Origin of the sequence: Micromonospora sp. DT31 (genome assembly GCF_049841795.1) — a bacterium.
Lineage (GTDB): Bacteria > Actinomycetota > Actinomycetes > Mycobacteriales > Micromonosporaceae > Micromonospora.
In genome coordinates, this window is record NZ_JBNCKZ010000001.1 from 282951 (window position 1) to 300395 (window position 17445).

The window sequence follows — 17445 nt, forward strand, 5'->3', positions numbered from 1 at the left end:
CGCTGCCCGGCCCGGTCACGGCGGGGACCGGTGATTTCACCGATGCGCGGACCGGACAAGCCGCCGATGCTGACGCATGTCGATGTAATTCCGCCTCTGGCAAGGAGTGACCGACGTGCCCACCACCCTCCGTTCCCGTACCCCCCTCCGTGGCCTGGCCCGGCTCGCCGTGGCGGCCGTGCTCGCCGCGGGCGGCGCCCTGGCTGTGCCGACCGCGGCCAGCGCCGCCAGTCCCTACGAGCGCGGCCCGGCGCCGACCAGCGCCATCCTGGAGGCCAGCCGCGGCCCGTTCGCCACCACGTCGTTCGACGTCTCGTCGCTGAGCGTCACCGGCTTCGGCGGCGGCGTCGTCTACTACCCGACCAGCACCGCCGAGGGCACCTTCGGGGCGATCGCCATCTCGCCCGGCTACACCGCCGCCTGGTCCAGCCTGAGCTGGCTCGGGCCGAGGATCGCCTCGCACGGCTTCGTGGTGATCGGCATCGAGACCAACACGCGGCTGGACCAGCCGGACAGTCGCGGCCGGCAGCTCCTGGCCGCGCTGGACTACCTCACGCAGCGCAGCTCGGTCCGGGGCCGCATCGACGCCTCCCGGCTCGCCGTGGCCGGGCACTCGATGGGTGGCGGTGGCAGCCTGGAGGCCGCCGCGGCCCGGCCGTCACTGCAGGCCGCCGTCCCGCTCGCGCCGTGGAACCTGGACAAGAGCTGGTCGGAGGTGCGGGTGCCGACGCTCATCATCGGCGGTGAGAGCGACAGCGTCGCCCCGGTGTCGAGCCACTCGATCCCGTTCTACACGAGCATCCCGGCATCGTCGGAGAAGGCCTACCTGGAGCTGAACGGCGCCAGCCACTTCTTCCCGCAGACCGTGAACACGCCCACGGCGAAGCAGATGGTGGCCTGGTTGAAGCGGTTCGTCGATGACGACACCCGCTACGAGCAGTTCCTCTGCCCCGGCCCGAGCGGGTCGGCGATCGACGAGTACCGCAACACCTGTCCCAGCGCCTGAGGGCGACACCGGTGGGGTGGCCGAGCTGTCGGCCACCCCACCGGTGTGTTCTCGTCGTTGCCGACCGGTTGCGGATGAGTGACACTGCACACATGGTTTCTGCATCACCAGTGCATATAAACCTGTGGGGCCGGGACGAGGAGTGCGGCGCCGTCCGCCGGCTGCTGGACCGGGTCGAGGGGGGCGCACTGCTGCTGCACGGCCCACCCGGCTCCGGGCGCAGCGCCCTGTTGGCGTACGCCCACCGGCAGGCACCGCAACGCGCCCTGCTCAGCGGCGGCGGCCTGGCCGACGAGGCGACCCTGCCGTACGCCGGGCTGCACCGCCTGCTCGACCCGGTGCTGGACGCCGATGCCGCGTTGCCGGCCCGGCAGCGGCGACTGCTACGACGCACGCTCACCGGCGGCGGCTGCCCGACCGACCAGCGGCTGGCCCTGGCCGCGGCGGTACGCTCCCTGCTCGCCGCCGTCGCCACCGCGCGGCCGCTGTTGTGCACCGTGGACGACCTCGACCTCGGCGACCGGCAGAGCGCCTGGACCCTGGCCGTGGTGGCCCGCCGGCTGCGCCGGCTGCCGGTGGCGATGCTGCTCACCGCGACCTCACCGGCGAGCGTCGACGGCATCCCCGCCCACCGGCTGCGCCCGCTGGACCCGCCCGAGTGCCGCGCGGCGCTCGCCGACCGGCGGACCGCGCCGCCGGAACCGGTGGCCGTCGGCCTGGCCGCGCTCAGCCGCGGCAGCCCGGCGGCGCTCGCCGACCTGGCCGACGCGCTCACCCCGGCGCAGTGGCGGGGCGAGGAGCCGCTGCCCCGCATCCTGCCGGTCGACGGGGCGCTCGCCGCGGCCTACCGGGCCCGCCTCGACCGGCTGCCCGCCCCCACCCGGCGGATGGTGCTGCTCGCCGCGCTCGACCCCACCGACGAGCCGGGCACCCTGGTCCGGGCGGGATGGGCCGCCGGGCTGACCGTCGAGGCGCTCGCCCCCGCCGAGGCCGCCGGCCTGCTGCGGACCGGTCCCGGCGGGGTCACCTTCCCCGACCCGCTCGCCCGCACGATGATCGAGGCGGTCGCGCCACTCGCCGACCTGCGCGCCGCGCATCTGCTGCTGGCCGGCACGCTCGGCGGCGACCCGCTGCGCCACACCGCGGTCGACTGCCCCACCGGCGGGCCCGCCACCGACGTGGTGGCGGTGGACGGGGCGCCGGACCGCGCCGCCGCGGCAGTGGCCCTGCGCCGGGCCGCCGAGTTGACGGTCGACCCGGCACGCGCGGCTGAACTGACCGTCACGGCCGCCCGCTGCGCGTGGACCGCCGGGGACCCGGGACAGGCCCGCGCGCTGCTGCACCGGCTGCCCGCCGGGTCCGGCCCGGCCGAACTGCTGCGCGGCGACATCCAGCTGCGCTGCGACGCGCCGGCCGCGGCGGTGTCCACCCTGCTGGCCGCCGCCGACGCGCTCGCCCCCGCCGACCGGCGTACCGCCCTGCTCGCGCTGGCCCGGGCCGGCGAGGCGATCTGCGTCAGCGGCGACCACTACCGCTATGCCGAGGTGGCCCGTCGGGCTGAGGTGTTGCGCCGCCCCGACGACCCGCCCGAGGTCGACCTGCTGGCCACGTTCGCGGTGGGTGTCGGAGCGACCCTGCGCGGCGACCACGCGCGCGGAGGCCCGGCGCTGCGCCGGGTCGTCGTCCTCGGCGGCCGGCTGACCGGACCCGCGCTCACCCCGGCCGCGCTCGTGTGTGCCGCAGCCGCCGCGCTGCTGGTGGCCGTGGACGGGCCCGCGCACCGGCTCGCCGGCCAGGCCGTGGAGGCCGCCCGGGCGCGCGGTGAACTGCCCTTGTTGCCGAGGGCGCTGGAGTTGCGCGCCGTCGCCGAGTACTGGCTGGGCCGGCACGAGGCGGCGGCCCGGACCGCCCGGGAGGGTGTGCGGACCGCGCGCGCCACCGGCCAGCACGCCTGCGCCCAGGTGCACCTCGGCATCCTCGCGGTGCTGGCCGCGGTGCGCGCCGACCGGGCCGGGGCGCTGGCCCGGATCGCCGAGATCGGCGACGACGCGCCGCCGGGCAGCCGTCCGGACGCGTACGCCAGGTGGGCGCTCGGCGTGCTGGACCTGATCGACGGCCGGTACGCCGACGCCACCGCCCGGCTGTCCGCGCTGGCCCGTACCGGCACCGGCCGGGGGCAGGTGCTGGTGCAGGTGATGGCCACGCCGCACCTGGTGGAGGCCGCCGTCCAGGACGACGGCCGGCCCACCGCCGCGCTCGCCGTCTTCGACCACTGGGCCGCCAGCACGGCCAGCCCGGCCCGGCGGGCGCTGGCCGCCCGCTGCCGCGCCCTGCTCGCGCCCCGGGGTGGCGCGGAGGCCGAACGGGAGTTCCACATCGCGCTGCGGCTGCACCCCGCCGACACCGACCGGTTCGAGCGGGCCCGCACCGAGCTGCTGTTCGGCCGGGAGCTGCGCCGCCGCCGTCGCCCCCGCGACGCCCGGGCCCACCTGCACCGGGCCCGGGAGGCGTTCACCCTGCTCGGCGCGACCGTCTGGGCCGACCGGGCGGGTGAGGAGCTGCGCGCGGCGGGGGAGTCGGTGGAGCCGGTACGGGGTGGGCCGGAGCAGTTGCTCACCGGCCAGCAGTTGCACATCGCCCGGCTCGTCGCGCAGGGGGCGACCAACCGGGAGATCGCCACCCGGATGTCCCTGTCCACCCGGACCGTCGACCACCACCTGCGCAACGTCTTCCACCGGCTGGGCGTGCGCTCGCGTACCGAACTGGCCCGCCTGCTGGCCTGACCGCCGGGCACCGGCCCGTGGCATCGGCCGCGGCCGGGCGCGGCACGCCGACGTCAGCGCAGTGCGGCCACCGCGGCGTCCGCGCCGCCCCGCCCCGCCCCGCCAGAGCATGCCGGCCTCGGTGAACCCCGCCGCGCGCAACGCGTCCAGGTGCCACGCCGCGGGCGGGCTCCACTCCGGGCTGTGCCCGGTCGGGTAGATCTGCCGCCGCTTCTCCACAAGCGGCCCGAGCAGCGGGTCGTCGGCCGCCTGCGCCCACCAGTCCGGCCAGGACAGCGCCGCGCCGGCCCGCTGCCGGGCGTCGCGCCGCGCCTTCGCCCGTGCGCCGAGAAGGGTGGTGAGCGCCGGCGTCGTGTCGTCGGGCATGTGGTCGGCGTTGACGAAGACGCCGCCGGGCCGCAGCACGTCGCGGATCTCGCGATACAGCTCGGTCAGACGCGGACCGTCCACCCAGTGCAGGGCGGTGGCGGTGAGCACCGCGTCGTAGTCCCGGTGCGGCAGCACGGCCGCCCAGTCGGACCGGTTGAAGTCGGCGGTCACCACTGTGGCCCGTCCGGCCAGCGTGGCCGTGGCGAGGGTGAGCAGCACCGGATCGAGGTCCAGCACGGTGACCTCGGCGTCGGGCCGGCGGGCCAGCGTCCGCAGGCTGATCGAGCCGGTGCCGCCGGCCAGGTCGAGCACCCGTGGCGGCCGGTCACCGACGACCGCCTCGACGGCGTCGAGCATCGCGTCGAAGCGGTGCTCCCGGTCCGGCATGAATGTCTCCTGCTGCCGGTCCCAGCTCTCCTGCCAGGCGCGCGCATCCAGATCGTAAGGAGTCATACGGCTGACGATAGTTACCGCGGGGGAGCCTGTCGAGGCTTGTTGCCAACCTTTTGCAATAAGTGTCCGTCCCGCCGGCGTCACCGGGGGCGGACGCGCGGCGGGTCCACGGTGACGACCGGGTGACGCGCGCTGCGGCAGGGTCGCGGCACGACGACGGCACGGTCCGAGGGGGCGGCATGATCAGGACGATGCTCCGGCTGCGCGCGCGTCCGGGGTGCGAACCCGCCGTCGGGCCCGCCTTCGAGACGGTTGCCGGCCAACTCGGCGCACTGGCCGGAAACCTCCGGCACGAACTGCTGCGCGACGCCCTCGACCCGCGCGGCTTCATCGTGGTCACCGAGTGGGCCGACGAGGCGGCGCTGCGTGCCTACCGGGACTCCGCGGTGGCGGCGCGCCTGGCCGACCTGCTCCAGCCGTTGACCGAACCCGACGCCGACGGCGGCTATCCGCTGCTGCGCGAGCACGACGACGGCGAGGGTCCGGTCTACGTGGACGTGGAACTGACCGTACCGCCGGCCCGGCTCGCCGAGTTCCACCGCGGCTACCCGGAGGTGGTGCGCCGGATGGCCGCGATACCCGGCTACCGCCGCGAGCAGCTGCTGCGCGAACCCGGCTCGGACACCCACCACATCTTCGCCGAGTGGGACGGGGCCGCGCAGTTCCTCGCCTGGATCGGCGACCCGGCCCACGCCTCGGCGCAGGCCGGGCCGATCGCACCGTTCCTTCTCGACATCCGGCGCCGCCTGTTCCACGTCGTGCTCCACCCGGACGGCCGCCGAGACCCCACCACCGGCAGGGAGGCCGACGTGCACAGGACAACCGACGTACTCGTGGTCGGAGCGGGACCCACCGGGCTGACCGCCGCCGTCGAACTGGCCCGGCGGGGTGTCGATTGCCTCGTCGTCGACCGGCTGGCCACCCCGCCCGGCCACGCCGACAAGGCGATCGGGGTGCACTGCCGCACCATGGAACTCTGGGAGGAGCAGGGCGTCGTCCGGGAGGCGATGGACGCCGGCATCTGGCTCACCGGCAACACGGTCTTCGTCAACGGCGCGCAGACCCACCGGATGAGCTGGGAACTGCCCGACCTGCCCTACGCCCACCTCGGGCTGCCCCAGTACGAGACCGAACGCATCCTCACCGCCCGCCTGGCCACCCTCGGGGTGCGCCCGCGGCGCGGCGCCGAGCTGACCGACCTGACCCAGGACGCCGACGGCGTCACCGCCACCGTCCGCACCGCCGACGGCGGCACCGAGACGGTACGCGCCGCCTACCTGGTCGGCTGCGACGGCGCGCACAGCCGGGTGCGGCAGGCCCTCGGTCTCACCTTCACCGGCGGGCTGGGCCGCTTCCCGCAACTGTTCATGCTCGTCGACGTCGACGTGGACTGGGACATGCCCGACGGACACCTGCTGCGGTTCCTGCACACCACCGACGGGAAGATGGACGGGATGCTGGTCTGCGTCCCGCTGCGCGGCGAGCACCGCTACCGCATCGCCACCCTGGCCCCGCCCCGGTTCTTCGCCCAGACCGGCGGGCAGGACGCGCCACCGGGGTTCAGCGAGGAACTGGCCGAACCGACGCTCGACGACGTGCAGGCCGCGCTTGACCGTCTCGCGCCGCCCGGCACCCGGGCCACCAACCTGCGCTGGTCCTCGGTGTTCCGGATCAGCCACGGCATCGTCGATCGCTACCGCGACGGCCGGGTGTTCGTGGCCGGGGACGCCGCCCACCTGCACCCGCCGGCCGGCGGGCAGGGCATGAACACCGGCATCCAGGACGCCTGGAACCTGGCCTGGAAGCTGGCCCTGGCGGTACGCGGGTTCGCCGCGCCCGGGCTGCTGGACAGCTACGAGACCGAGCGGCGCCCGGAGGGCGAGGAGATCGTCGGCCGCGCGGTGCGGATGGCGGGCACCGAGGAACTGGACCGCGCCGACCTGGAACGGCAGTTCCGTCAGGAGATGGGCATGCTGCTCAGTTACGCCGACAGCCCGCTCGTCGGCGAGACGGTCGCCGACCCGGCCGCGCTCGGCGACGCGCCCCGCCCCGGTGACCTCGCCCCCGACGTCGACGGTCTGCGCCGGCGTGGGGTGGGCCACCGGCTGCGACTGCGCGACCTGACCCGGGGCACCCGCCACACGCTCCTGCTCTACGCCGACGCCGCGGCCGACCCGGCGCAGCTGGCCGCGTTCACCGGCCTGTGCGCCGACGCGCGCCGGCTGGCCGGCGGGGAACTCGACGCGTACCTGCTCCTCGATCCGGACGTCGACGAGCCGCGACTGTCCGACCCGCCTGTGGTGCGCGACGCCGACCGGCGGTTCCGGGCCGGGTACGGGCTGGCCGGCACCGGGCTGTACCTGATCCGCCCCGACGGGCACGTCGGGTTCCGGGGCGCGCCTGTCGACGCCGACGCGCTGCGCAAGCACCTGCACCTGGTGTTCGGCGGTGCCCGGTGAGCCGGGTCCGGACGGTGCTGGCGATGCGGACCCGGGAGGGCTGCGAGGAGCGTTTCGAGGCCGAGTGGCTCACCGCCGCCGAGGAGATCCGCACCCTCGACGGCTGCCTGCACCAGGACCTGGTGCGCGACGCCGACGACCCGCGCAGCTATCTGGTCATAAGCGACTGGGTGGACCGGGAACGGCTGGACGCGTTCGGTCGCAGCAGCCACCGGGACCGCCTGCTGAGCGTCGTCCGAGAGCTGCGGGAATCCGCCGACCGGCACACCTACCAGGTGCTGCACAGCGTGGCCGGCGAGCCGGGGGAGGGGCGATGACCGGGGACGTGGTGCCGGCGAGCGAGCTGTACACCGACGCGTTCGCGGCCGACCCGTACCCGGCCCTGGCCCGGCTGCGGGCGCAGCGGCCGGTCTGCCCGGTCGGGTCGCCGCGCTTCGACTCCTGGCTGATCACCCGCTTCGACGACGCCCGCACCGCGCTGACGGACCCGCGGCTGTCCAAGGACCTGTACGGCCCCGGTCAGCACTACCTGCGGATCTTCGGCCCGAACTCGGAGGGGTTGAACCGCAACATGCTCAACTCCGACCCGCCCGAGCACACCCGGCTGCGCCGGGTCGTGTCGCAGGCGTTCGCGCCCCGGCGGGTCGAGGCGCTGCGCCCCCGGGTGGCCGTGATCGTCGACCAACTCGTCGACAAGATGATTCCGCGCGGCGAGGCGGACCTCATGCACGACTTCGCCATCCCGCTGCCGATGACCGTCATCTGCGAGCTGCTCGGCGTGCCCCCGGCCGATCACGACCGGGTGCTCGACTGGACCCAGGTCATCCGCACCTCCGGCTCGACGAGCCGGCCGCCGGCCGAGGAACGGGCCGCGGTGCAGGAGGCCCAGCTGCGGCTGCACCACTACCTGGCCGACCTGGTCCGGGCCAAGCGCGGTGACGCCGCCGACGACCTGATCGGCGCGCTGATCCGGGCCGTCGACACCGATGGCACGCTGTCCGAGGCGGAACTGGTCACCACCACGTTCCTGCTGCTGTTCGCCGGTCACCAGACCACCGCCGACTTCCTGGGCAACGCCGTACTGGCCCTGCTCACCCACCCCGACCAGCTCGACCTGCTGCGGGCCACGCCCCGGCTGCTGCCGGCGGCGATCGAGGAACTGCTGCGCTTCGACGGTCCGCTGCCGGTGGCCAGCCCGCGCGTGGCCACCGAGGACGTCGACTACCAGGGGGTACGCATCCCGAGCGGTGCCATCGTCGGGGTGGCGATCAACGCGGCGAACCACGACCCGGCCCACTTCACCGACCCGGACCGGCTGGACCTGCGCCGGGTCCGCGGGCCGCACCTCGGTTTCGGCCACGGGGTGCACTACTGCCTGGGTGTCTCGCTGGCCCGGATGGAGGCCGAACTCGCGCTCGGCGCGCTGCTGCGCCGCCTGCCCGGGCTGCGTCTCGGTGTCCCGGTCACCGAGGTGCGCCGGCTGCCCGCCGCCTCGCCGTTCCGCGGCCTGCTGGAACTGCCGGTGGCCTTCTCCGCCTGAGCCGCCTGAGCCGCCTGAGGCGTCGTCCGTCCGAACCCCACCCACGAAGGAGCAGTCATGGTCTTCCGCAACGTGATCGTCTGTCACATGGTCCCCGGCAGCGAGCAGGTCGTCGGCGACGTCTTCGGCCACTACGACCAGGCCACCCGACCCCAGGACCTGGGTGTCATCGGCCGGATCCTGCTGTCGCACCACGACCTGTACCTGCACGTGATCGAGCGCGAGCAGGATCCGAGGATCTCCGGGCAGACCCGGGGGCTGCCCGCCTTCCAGAAGATCGCCGAGGAGATCGGCCCGTACGTGACGCCGTACCCGCGCTACTGGAAGAACCCGTCGGACTCGGTGGCCAAGGAGTTCTACCACTGGGCGCCCGAGGGCGAGCCGCCCGCCGACACCACGCTCACCGTCATCGTCGGGCGGATCAAGCCGGGCGCCGAGCCGGACGTGGCCCGCGTGTTCGCCGAGTCCGACGCCGGGTCGCTGCCGCGCGACCTGGGGGTCACCGGGCGCTGGCTCTACTCGATCGACGACGTCTACGTCCACCTGCTGGAGCAGGAGGCGTCGGCGGCCGAGGCCACCCGGGACCGGCACGGCGAGGAGCCGGCCTTCGGCAAGGTGATGCAGGACCTGGGGCCGTACATCGAGCCGTACCGGCCGGAGAAGTGGCACGGGCCGCAGGACTCGCTGGCCACCGTCTTCTACCGCTGGCAGGCCCGGGACTGAGGCGATCGGCGCGCTCCCGCCCGGGTGGCGGGAGAGCGGAAACCGCCTCCCGTGGCAAGGGGTGCGCCAGGCTGGTTCCGGGGGTGCGCGGGTGGCGACCAATCAGATCGTCCAGCACGTCGGGACGCTGTTGGACCTGGCCGGGGTGCTGGTCATCGCGGTCGGCGTCCTGGTCGCCACGGCGGTGTTCGCGGTGCGCTGCGCCCGGACCCGGGCGGTGGTGGCGCACTACCGGGCGTACCGGCAGGGGGTCGGGCGGGCCATCCTGCTCGGCCTGGAGTTCCTCGTCGGTGGGGACATCATCCGGACGGTCGCGGTGTCGCCCACCTTCACCAGCGTCGGGGTGCTGGCGCTCATCGTGCTGGTCCGCACGTTCCTGAGCTTCTCGCTGGAGGTGGAACTGGACGGCCGGTGGCCCTGGCAGAGCCGGTCGTCGTCGGAGCCGGCGGTGGGGGCCCAACCGCGGGGCTGAGTCGTCGTACCCGGCCGGCAGGATGTCGGCATGGGGGACTTCCGGATCGTGCGCGGTGACGCCACCAGTCCACAGGCGAAAGGGCCGAAGATCATCGCCCATGTCTGCAACGACCTGGGCGGCTGGGGCAAGGGCTTCGTCCTCGCCGTCTCACGGCGGTGGCCGGAGCCGGAACGCGACTACCGGCAGTGGCACCGGCAGCGGGCCGGCAACGACTTCGGGCTGGGCGCCACCCGGCTGGTGCGGGTCGCGCCGGAGGTGTGGGTGGCCAACATGGTCGGCCAACGCGGGATGCGCCGGGGCAGTTCCGGGCCGCCGATCCGCTACGACGCGGTGCAGCGGTGCCTGGACGCCTTGGCGGTGCACGCCGAGGAGCGGGCCGCGTCGGTGCACATGCCCCGCATCGGCTGCGGGCTGGCCGGGGGCTCGTGGCAGCGGATCGAGCCGCTGATTCGGCGGGCGTTGTGTGAGCGCGGGATTTCGGTGACCGTCTACGACCGGTCCTGACCTTCGCCGAGGTGGCGCCGACCGTTACCCCCAGGGGGTATGATGGCCGGATGGAGCACGGACCCGGTCACGGCCAGCACGCCGGTGGTCACGCCGGTCACGACCCGGAGCAGTTCCGCCGTCGGTTCTGGCTGAGCCTGGCCCTGACCGTGCCGATCGTCGCCACCAGTCAGATGGTGATGGACTGGTTCGGCTACTCGATCGACCTTCCCGGCGTGCGCGCGGTCGGCCCGGTGCTCGGCACGGTGGTGTTCGCCTACGGCGGCTGGCCGTTCCTCACCGGCGGGCTGCGGGAGGTGCGCGAACGCGCCCCCGGCATGATGCTGCTGATCTCGATGGCGATCGTGGTCGCCTATCTCGCCTCGGCCGCCACCAGCCTCGGCCTGTTCGACCTGGACTTCTGGTGGGAGCTGGCCGCGCTGGTCACGATCATGCTGTTCGGCCACTGGCAGGAGATGCGGGCGGTGGGGCAGGCGCGGGGTGCGCTCGGCGCGCTGGCCGCGCTGCTGCCCGACGACGCCGAACGGCTGGACGACGCCGGGCAGCCGCACCGGACGCCGGTGGCCGAGCTGCGGGTGGGCGACCTGGTGCTGGTCCGCCCCGGTGGCCGGGTGCCGGCCGACGGGCGGATCGTCGAGGGTGCCGCCGAGGTGGACGAGTCGATGATCACCGGCGAGTCGCGACCGGTGTCCCGCGCCGCCGGGGACCAGGTGGTCGCCGGCACCGTGGCCACCGACTCCACCCTGCGGGTACGCGTCGAGGCGGTCGGCGCCGACACCGCCCTGGCCGGCATCGGGCGGCTCGTCGCGCAGGCGCAGTCCTCCGGCGGGCGCGCCCAGGCACTGGCCGACCGGTTCGCCGCGCTGCTGTTCTACCTGGCCGCGTCCGCCGGCCTGGTCACCTTCGTGGCCTGGACGCTGCTCGGCGACCCGGACCAGGCCGTGGTGCGAACGGTGACCGTGCTGGTGATCGCCTGCCCGCACGCCCTGGGCCTGGCCATCCCGCTGGTGGTGGCGCTGTCCACCGCGCTGTCCGCCCGGGCCGGCATCCTGGTCAAGGACCGGCTCGCGCTGGAGCGGATGCGCACCGTCGACACCGTCCTGTTCGACAAGACCGGCACCCTCACCACCGGCCGGCACACCCTGACCGGGGTGGCCACCACGGGTGCGACGGACTCTGCCACCGCGCTGGCCCTGGCCGGCGCCGTGGAGGCCGACAGCGAACACCCGCTGGCCCGGGCGCTCGTCGCCGCAGCCGCCGCCCGGCGGGCCGACCCGGACGCGCCGGTCCCCGACCCGGAGCGTCCGGTGGGTCGCGGCGGCGACCCGGGGCGTCCGGCCGCGAACGGATTCCGGGCGCTGGCCGGCCGGGGTGTGCGTGCCACGGTGGACGGCGTCGACTGGGCGGTGGGCGGCCCGGCCCTGCTACGCGAGCTCGACGCCCAGGTGCCCGACGACCTGCTCCGCACGACCGGGCAGTGGTCGGGCCGGGGCGCCGCGGTGCTGCACCTGGTGCGGCTGCCCGAGGACGGTGAGCCCGGGGTGACGGCCGCCTTCGCACTGGAGGACCAGGTCCGCCCGGAGGCCCGGGCCGCGGTGGCCGAGCTGCGCGACCTGGGAGTACGCAAGATCGTGATGATCACCGGGGACGCCCGGCCGGTCGCCGAGGCGGTCGCCGCCGACCTCGGTTTCCGCCCCGGCGTCGACGAGGTCCTCGCCGAGGTGCTGCCGGCCGACAAGGACCAGGCGGTGACCGACCTGCGCGCACGCGGGCTGACCGTGGCGATGGTCGGCGACGGCGTGAACGACGCCCCGGCGCTGGCCCGCGCCGACGTGGGGCTGGCCATCGGCGCCGGCACCGACGTGGCGATCGAGTCCGCCGGGGTGGTGCTGGCCGGCTCGGACCCGCGCGGGGTCGGCGGGGTGATCCGGCTGTCCCGGGCGTCGTACCGGAAGATGCGGCAGAACCTGGCCTGGGCGGCCGGCTACAACGTGGTCGCGATCCCGCTCGCCGCCGGGGTGCTGGCCGGGGCGGGCGTCGCGCTCAGCCCGGCCGTGGGCGCGGTGCTGATGTCCGCCTCGACCATCGTGGTGGCGCTCAACGCCCAACTGCTGCGCCGGGTCCGGCTCGGCCCGGACTGATCCGCACTTCCGGGGCTCGATCCGTCAGGCGCCTCGCGGGTGCGAGTGGATATGCCCCTTCCCGCCCGCACCTGCGCCCAGCTACGGTAAGCCGGTGACGGTGTTCCGGATCGGCGAGGCCGCCGAACTGCTCGGGGTCAGCGCGGACACGGTCCGCCGCTGGATCGACGCCGGGCGGCTGCCGGCCACCCGCGACGAGCACGGCCACCGGCTGCTCGACGGCGCCGACCTGGCCGCGTTCGTCCGCGCCCCCGGCCATCCCGAGCTGTCCTCGGCCCGCAACCGGCTACGCGGCATCGTCACCGCCGTCGTCAAGGACACCGTGATGGCCCAGGTCGACATCCAGGCCGGACCGTTCCGGGTGGTGTCGCTGATGAGCCGCGAGGCGGTCGACGACCTCGACCTGCAGGTCGGCTCGGTCGCCGTCGCCGTGATCAAGTCGACGACCGTGGTGGTGGAGCGCGCCGCCGCGCCCCGGGCGAGGAGCAACCCGTGACCGTACGCCGGGTCCGCGCCGCGCTGGCCGGAATGCTCGTGGTGGCGCTCGGCGCGACCGGCTGCGGCGGCCCGGCCGAGCCGGTCGGTCCCGACGGCGCCGGCCCGGTGACGGTGTTCGCGGCCGCGTCGCTGACCGAGCCCTTCACCCGGCTCGGCGAGGACTACGCGGCCGCCCACCCGGGGCGTACGGTCCGGTTCAACTTCGGTGGCAGTTCCGGGCTCGCCGCCCAGATCATCCAGGGTGCGCCCGCCGACGTGTTCGCCGCCGCGTCCCCGGCCACCATGAAGACGGTCACCGACGCCGGTGAGGCGGCCGGACCGTCCACCGTGCTGGTCCGCAACCAACTCGTCGTCGCCGTGCCCCGGGGCAACCCGGCCCGGATCACCGGCCTGGCCGACCTCGCCCGCCCCGGCGTGACGGTGGCGCTCTGCGCCGAGCAGGTGCCGTGCGGCGCCGCCGCGCGCACCGCGCTGGACGCGGCCGGCGTCCGGCTCACCCCGGCCACCCTGGAACAGGACGTCCGGGGCGCACTGGCCAAGCTGCGCCTGGGCGAGGTCGACGCCGCGCTGGTCTACCGCACCGACGTCCGGGCCGCCACCGGCCTGGCGGCGGTCGAGTTCGGTGAGTCCGCCCGCGCGGTCAACGACTACCCGATCGTGGTGCTGCGCACCGCCGGCAACCCGGCCGGCGCCCGCGCGTTCGTCGACTTCGTCCGCTCCGACGCCGGGCTGGCGGTGCTCACCGCCGCCGGCTTCCAGCCGCCCGCCGGCCGATGAGCCGTGCCGCCCGCCGGCCGATGAGCCGTGCCGCCCGCCGGCAGCGGGTGCCGGTGGCCCTGCTCGTGCCCGCCGGCCTCGGGTTGGCCTTCCTCGTCCTGCCGCTTGTCGGCCTGCTGGCCCGCGCGCCGTGGACCACGCTGCCCGGGCGGCTCACCGAACCGGGCGTGCTCACCGCGCTGCGGCTGTCGTTGGTGACCGCCACCGCCGCCACGCTGCTCTGCGTCGCGCTCGGCGTGCCCCTGGCCTGGCTCCTGGCCCGGGTCCGGTTCCCCGGCCGGCGGCTGGTCCGGGCGCTGGTCACGGTGCCGCTGGTGCTGCCGCCGGTGGTCGGCGGCGTGGCGTTGCTGATGGTCTTCGGCCGACGCGGCCTGGTCGGCTCGTGGCTCGACGAGACGTTCGGGGTGACGCTGCCGTTCACCACCGCCGGGGTGGTGCTGGCCCAGGCGTTCGTCGCGATGCCGTTCCTGGTCGTCGCGGTCGAGGGGGCGCTGCGCGGCGCAGACCCCCGCTACGAGGAGGCCGCAGCGACGCTCGGTGCCGGGCGCTTCGCCACCTTCGCCCGGGTCACCCTGCCGTTGGTCGCCCCGGGCGTGGCGGCCGGGGCGGTGCTCTGCTGGGCCCGCGCGCTCGGCGAGTTCGGGGCCACCATCACCTTCGCCGGCAACTATCCCGGCCGTACCCAGACCATGCCGCTGGCCGTCTACCTGGCCCTGGAGACCGACCCGCAGGCCGCGATCGTGCTCAGCCTGATCCTGCTCGTCGTCTCCGTGGCCATCCTCGCCGCGCTGCGTGACCGTTGGGTAGGCGTCACGTGAGCGCGGCGCCGTTGCTCGACGCGCACCTGCTCGCCGATCGGGACGCGTTCCACCTGGACGTGCGGCTGCGCATCGCCGCCGGTGAGGTGGTGGCGCTGCTCGGCCCGAACGGCGCCGGCAAGAGCACCGCGCTGCGGGTGCTGGCCGGGCTGCACCCGCTGACCGCCGGGCACCTCGCGCTCGACGGCGTCGACCTCGACCGGCCCGACCGGCGGGTGTGGATCCCGCCGGATCGCCGGCCGGTCGGCGTGGTGTTCCAGGACTACCTGCTGTTCCCGCACCTGAGCGCCGTGGACAACGTGGCGTTCGGTCCGCGTCACCGGGGCGCCGACCGGCGGTCGGCCCGCCGCCGGGCGCAGGGCTGGCTGGAGCGGGTCGGCCTCGGCGACCAGGCCCGGCGACGGCCCCGGCAGCTCTCCGGCGGGCAGGCCCAGCGGGTGGCGCTGGCCCGCGCGCTCGCCGTCGAGCCGACCCTGTTGCTGCTCGACGAGCCGCTGGCCGCCCTGGACGCGCGGACCCGGCTGGACACCCGCGCGGAGCTGCAACGCCACCTCGGCGCGCACCCCGGGGCGACGCTGCTGGTCACCCATGACCCGCTGGACGCGCTGGTGCTGGCCGATCGGCTGGTCATCGTGGAACACGGCGAGGTGGTGCAGGAGGGCGACGCGGCCACCGTGACGGCCCGTCCGCGCACCGACTACGTGGCCCGCCTGGTCGGGCTCAACCTCTACCGGGGTCGGGCCGACGGGCATGCCGTCACCGTCGGTGAGCTGACCCTCACCGCCGCCGATCGCGTGCACGGCGAGGCGTTCGTGGCGTTCCGGCCGGCCGCCGTCGCGCTGCACCCGAGCCGGCCCGGCGGCAGCCCTCGCAACGTCTGGCCGGCCACCGTCACGGGAGTGCAACGACACGGTGACAACCTGCGGGTGCAGCTGGCCGGTCCGGTGGAGGTCGCCGCCGACGTCACCCCCGCCGCCGCGGCGCGCCTGGGGTTGACTCCCGGGCAGCCGGTCTGGGCTGCGGTGAAGGCGGCCGAGACGCGCGCGTACCAGGCGTGACGCATACCGCTGGCGGTGGCATGTGTGCAGGTGAGAGGTTTGACGAGCGCTCCTGCGGTCACTGGGACGGTAGCGAGGACGCGAAGGGGGGACACCGGTGCCCGACACGATCCGGACCAGGTCCAGTCAGGACGCCGAACTGCCACGGGGAGTCACCGATCCGCTACTGTGGCGCGCCGCGTACGACGTGGCCGCCGCGCACCACGGCGACGCCGACGGCAGGTGCGTCAGCCTGCTCTGTGACGGCGAGCCCACCCCGTGCCCGGCGCTCACCGCCGCCCGCCGGGCCATGCGACTGGCCGGGGACGCCGACCGCCGCACCGGCGAGAACGCCGACCAGGTGAGGGCGCAGCGCCGTCGCGCCGCCTGAGCCGGTCGCCGGGCGGTTCGAACCGCGGACGCCCCGCCTCCGTGTCTATGATCGACAACTCGGTCGGCAATGCGGAATTGAGGAGGGTTCGTGACGGTCGACGCCCACGCCTTCTGGCTGCGCGCCCCCGGCGAGGGCGAGATCCGGCCGGTCCGCCTCGCCCCACCCGGCCCCGGCGAGGTGCTGGTCCGCACCCGCTTCTCCGGGGTCAGCCGGGGCACCGAGACGCTCGTGTTCACCGGTCGCGTCCCCGCCGACCAGTACGACACCATGCGCGCCCCGTTCCAGGAGGGCGACTTCCCGGCACCGGTCAAGTACGGCTACCTCAGCGTCGGCACCGTCGAGGCCGGCGTGCCGCAGCTGGTCGGCCGCACCGTGTTCTGCCTGCATCCGCACCAGACGGCGTACGTGGTCCCGGCCGACTCGGTGCTTGTCGTGCCGGACTCGGTGCCGGCGGCCCGCGCGGTGCTGGCCGGCACCGTGGAGACCGCGGTGAACGCGCTCTGGGACGCCGCGCCGCTGGTCGGCGACCGGGTCTCCGTGATCGGCGGCGGGATGGTCGGCTGCGGCGTGGCCGCGCTGCTGGCCCGTTTCCCAGGCGTACGCGTGGAACTCGTCGACGCCGACCCGGCCCGCGCCGGGGTGGCCGCCGCGCTCGGCGTCGACTTCGCCACCCCGGCCGACGCGAGCGGCGACCGCGACCTGGTGGTGCACGCCAGCGCCACCGCCGACGGCTTGCAACGGGGCCTGGAACTGCTGCGCCCGGAAGGCACCGTGCTGGAGTTGAGCTGGTACGGCGACCGGCCGGTGACGCTGTCGCTCGGCGGCGCGTTCCACTCCCGGCGGTTGGGCATCCGCAGCAGCCAGGTCGGCACCGTGTCGCCGCGGCGGGCGAACCGCAGCTACGCCGACCGGCTGGCGCTCGCCCTGGACCTGCTGGCCGACCCGGCTTTCGACGCGTTGCTCACCGGCCGGTCCCCCTTCGTGGACCTGCCCGACGTGCTGGACCGGCTGGCCTCGGGCCGGCTGCCGGCGCTCTGTCATCTCATCACCTACGGCGAGGAGTGAACGTGTTCAGCGTGACCGTCCGGGACCACATCATGGTCGCCCACAGCTTCCGCGGCGAGGTGTTCGGCCCGGCCCAGCGGCTGCACGGCGCCACCTTCGTCGTCGACGCCACGTTCCGCCGGCCGGACGTGGACGACGACGGGATCGTGGTCGACATCGGCCTGGCCACCGAGCAGCTCAAGGCCGTCCTCGGCGAGCTGACCTACCGCAACCTGGACGACGAGCCGGCCTTCGCCGGGGTGAACACCACCACCGAGGTGCTGGCCCGCACGATCGCCGACCGGCTCGCCGACGCGGCGCACGCCGGCCGGCTGGGGGAGGGCGCGCGGGGTCTGGCCGGGATCACGGTCACCCTGCACGAGTCGCACGTGGCGTGGGCGAGCTACGAGCGGTCGCTGTGACC

General features: G+C 75.1%; 16 protein-coding genes and 1 pseudogene. 16 read left to right on the forward strand and 1 reads right to left on the reverse strand.

What is annotated here, in order from left to right; translation table 11 throughout:
• Positions 1-115: 115 nt before the first annotated feature.
• Positions 116-1006, forward strand: coding sequence for an alpha/beta hydrolase family protein (locus tag ACLQ2X_RS01125; RefSeq protein WP_425678996.1), 891 nt, complete (start codon positions 116-118; stop codon positions 1004-1006).
• Between the two features lie 92 nt (positions 1007-1098).
• Entirely contained in the window at positions 1099-3789 is a 2691-nt protein-coding gene (locus ACLQ2X_RS01130) for a LuxR C-terminal-related transcriptional regulator (RefSeq protein ID WP_425678997.1), read from the forward strand.
• A 342-nt stretch (positions 3790-4131) separates the two neighbouring features.
• Here ACLQ2X_RS01130 and ACLQ2X_RS01135 read toward each other — a convergent pair.
• Positions 4132-4611, reverse strand: a pseudogene (locus ACLQ2X_RS01135) (class I SAM-dependent methyltransferase); the annotation flags it as partial.
• Between the two features lie 191 nt (positions 4612-4802).
• Here ACLQ2X_RS01135 and ACLQ2X_RS01140 point away from each other — a divergent pair.
• From ACLQ2X_RS01140 to ACLQ2X_RS01205, 14 genes are all read left to right on the forward strand, one after another.
• Positions 4803-7070 carry an FAD-dependent oxidoreductase gene (locus ACLQ2X_RS01140; RefSeq protein WP_425678998.1) on the forward strand — a complete coding sequence of 756 codons (2268 nt, stop codon included), beginning with the start codon at positions 4803-4805 and terminating at the stop codon, positions 7068-7070.
• A complete protein-coding gene (locus ACLQ2X_RS01145) occupies positions 7067-7387 on the forward strand; it encodes a putative quinol monooxygenase (RefSeq protein ID WP_425678999.1) in 321 nt (106 codons plus the stop codon). Before ACLQ2X_RS01140 ends, ACLQ2X_RS01145 begins: the two co-directional genes overlap by 4 nt.
• Positions 7384-8610, forward strand: coding sequence for a cytochrome P450 family protein (locus tag ACLQ2X_RS01150; RefSeq protein WP_425679000.1), 1227 nt, complete (start codon positions 7384-7386; stop codon positions 8608-8610). Before ACLQ2X_RS01145 ends, ACLQ2X_RS01150 begins: the two co-directional genes overlap by 4 nt.
• Before the next feature lie 57 nt (positions 8611-8667).
• Positions 8668-9333, forward strand: coding sequence for a TcmI family type II polyketide cyclase (locus ACLQ2X_RS01155; protein ID WP_425679001.1), 666 nt, complete (start codon positions 8668-8670; stop codon positions 9331-9333).
• 91 nt (positions 9334-9424) lie between these two features.
• On the forward strand, positions 9425-9805 hold the full coding sequence (locus tag ACLQ2X_RS01160) for a DUF1622 domain-containing protein (RefSeq protein WP_425679002.1): 381 nt from the start codon (positions 9425-9427) through the stop codon (positions 9803-9805).
• A gap of 30 nt (positions 9806-9835) precedes the next feature.
• The gene (locus ACLQ2X_RS01165; protein WP_425679003.1) at positions 9836-10312 is read left to right on the forward strand and encodes a macro domain-containing protein; all 477 of its coding nucleotides are present in this window, start codon (positions 9836-9838) and stop codon (positions 10310-10312) included.
• A 50-nt stretch (positions 10313-10362) separates the two neighbouring features.
• A complete protein-coding gene (locus tag ACLQ2X_RS01170; protein ID WP_425679004.1) occupies positions 10363-12453 on the forward strand; it encodes a heavy metal translocating P-type ATPase in 2091 nt (696 codons plus the stop codon).
• Positions 12454-12547: 94 nt separating this feature from the next.
• Positions 12548-12949: a TOBE domain-containing protein gene (locus ACLQ2X_RS01175; RefSeq protein WP_425679005.1), complete on the forward strand. Its 402-nt coding sequence runs from the start codon at positions 12548-12550 to the stop codon at positions 12947-12949.
• A complete protein-coding gene (modA, locus tag ACLQ2X_RS01180) occupies positions 12946-13728 on the forward strand; it encodes a molybdate ABC transporter substrate-binding protein (protein WP_425679006.1) in 783 nt (260 codons plus the stop codon). The genes ACLQ2X_RS01175 and modA overlap by 4 nt, the downstream gene beginning before the upstream one ends.
• A gap of 20 nt (positions 13729-13748) precedes the next feature.
• A complete protein-coding gene (locus ACLQ2X_RS01185; protein WP_425679525.1) occupies positions 13749-14546 on the forward strand; it encodes an ABC transporter permease in 798 nt (265 codons plus the stop codon).
• A complete protein-coding gene (locus tag ACLQ2X_RS01190; protein ID WP_425679007.1) occupies positions 14543-15604 on the forward strand; it encodes an ABC transporter ATP-binding protein in 1062 nt (353 codons plus the stop codon). The genes ACLQ2X_RS01185 and ACLQ2X_RS01190 overlap by 4 nt, the downstream gene beginning before the upstream one ends.
• A 97-nt stretch (positions 15605-15701) precedes the next feature.
• Positions 15702-15974, forward strand: coding sequence for a hypothetical protein (locus ACLQ2X_RS01195; protein WP_425679008.1), 273 nt, complete (start codon positions 15702-15704; stop codon positions 15972-15974).
• 90 nt (positions 15975-16064) lie between these two features.
• Positions 16065-17042, forward strand: a complete 978-nt coding sequence (locus ACLQ2X_RS01200; RefSeq protein WP_425679009.1) for a zinc-dependent alcohol dehydrogenase — start codon at positions 16065-16067, stop codon at positions 17040-17042.
• A 2-nt stretch (positions 17043-17044) separates the two neighbouring features.
• Positions 17045-17443, forward strand: a complete 399-nt coding sequence (locus ACLQ2X_RS01205; RefSeq protein WP_425679010.1) for a 6-pyruvoyl trahydropterin synthase family protein — start codon at positions 17045-17047, stop codon at positions 17441-17443.
• Positions 17444-17445 lie beyond the last annotated feature (2 nt).

What these genes read in the sequence shown, in the direction of transcription:
- ACLQ2X_RS01130 (WP_425678997.1), top strand. Translation starts at nt 1,099, where the DNA reads ATGGTTTCTGCATCACCAGTGCATATAAACCTGTGGGGCCGGGACGAG.
- ACLQ2X_RS01140 (WP_425678998.1), top strand. Translation starts at nt 4,803, where the DNA reads ATGCTCCGGCTGCGCGCGCGTCCGGGGTGCGAACCCGCCGTCGGGCCC.
- ACLQ2X_RS01150 (WP_425679000.1), top strand. Translation starts at nt 7,384, where the DNA reads ATGACCGGGGACGTGGTGCCGGCGAGCGAGCTGTACACCGACGCGTTC.
- ACLQ2X_RS01155 (WP_425679001.1), top strand. Translation starts at nt 8,668, where the DNA reads ATGGTCTTCCGCAACGTGATCGTCTGTCACATGGTCCCCGGCAGCGAG.
- ACLQ2X_RS01165 (WP_425679003.1), top strand. Translation starts at nt 9,836, where the DNA reads ATGGGGGACTTCCGGATCGTGCGCGGTGACGCCACCAGTCCACAGGCG.
- ACLQ2X_RS01170 (WP_425679004.1), top strand. Translation starts at nt 10,363, where the DNA reads ATGGAGCACGGACCCGGTCACGGCCAGCACGCCGGTGGTCACGCCGGT.
- ACLQ2X_RS01185 (WP_425679525.1), top strand. Translation starts at nt 13,749, where the DNA reads ATGAGCCGTGCCGCCCGCCGGCAGCGGGTGCCGGTGGCCCTGCTCGTG.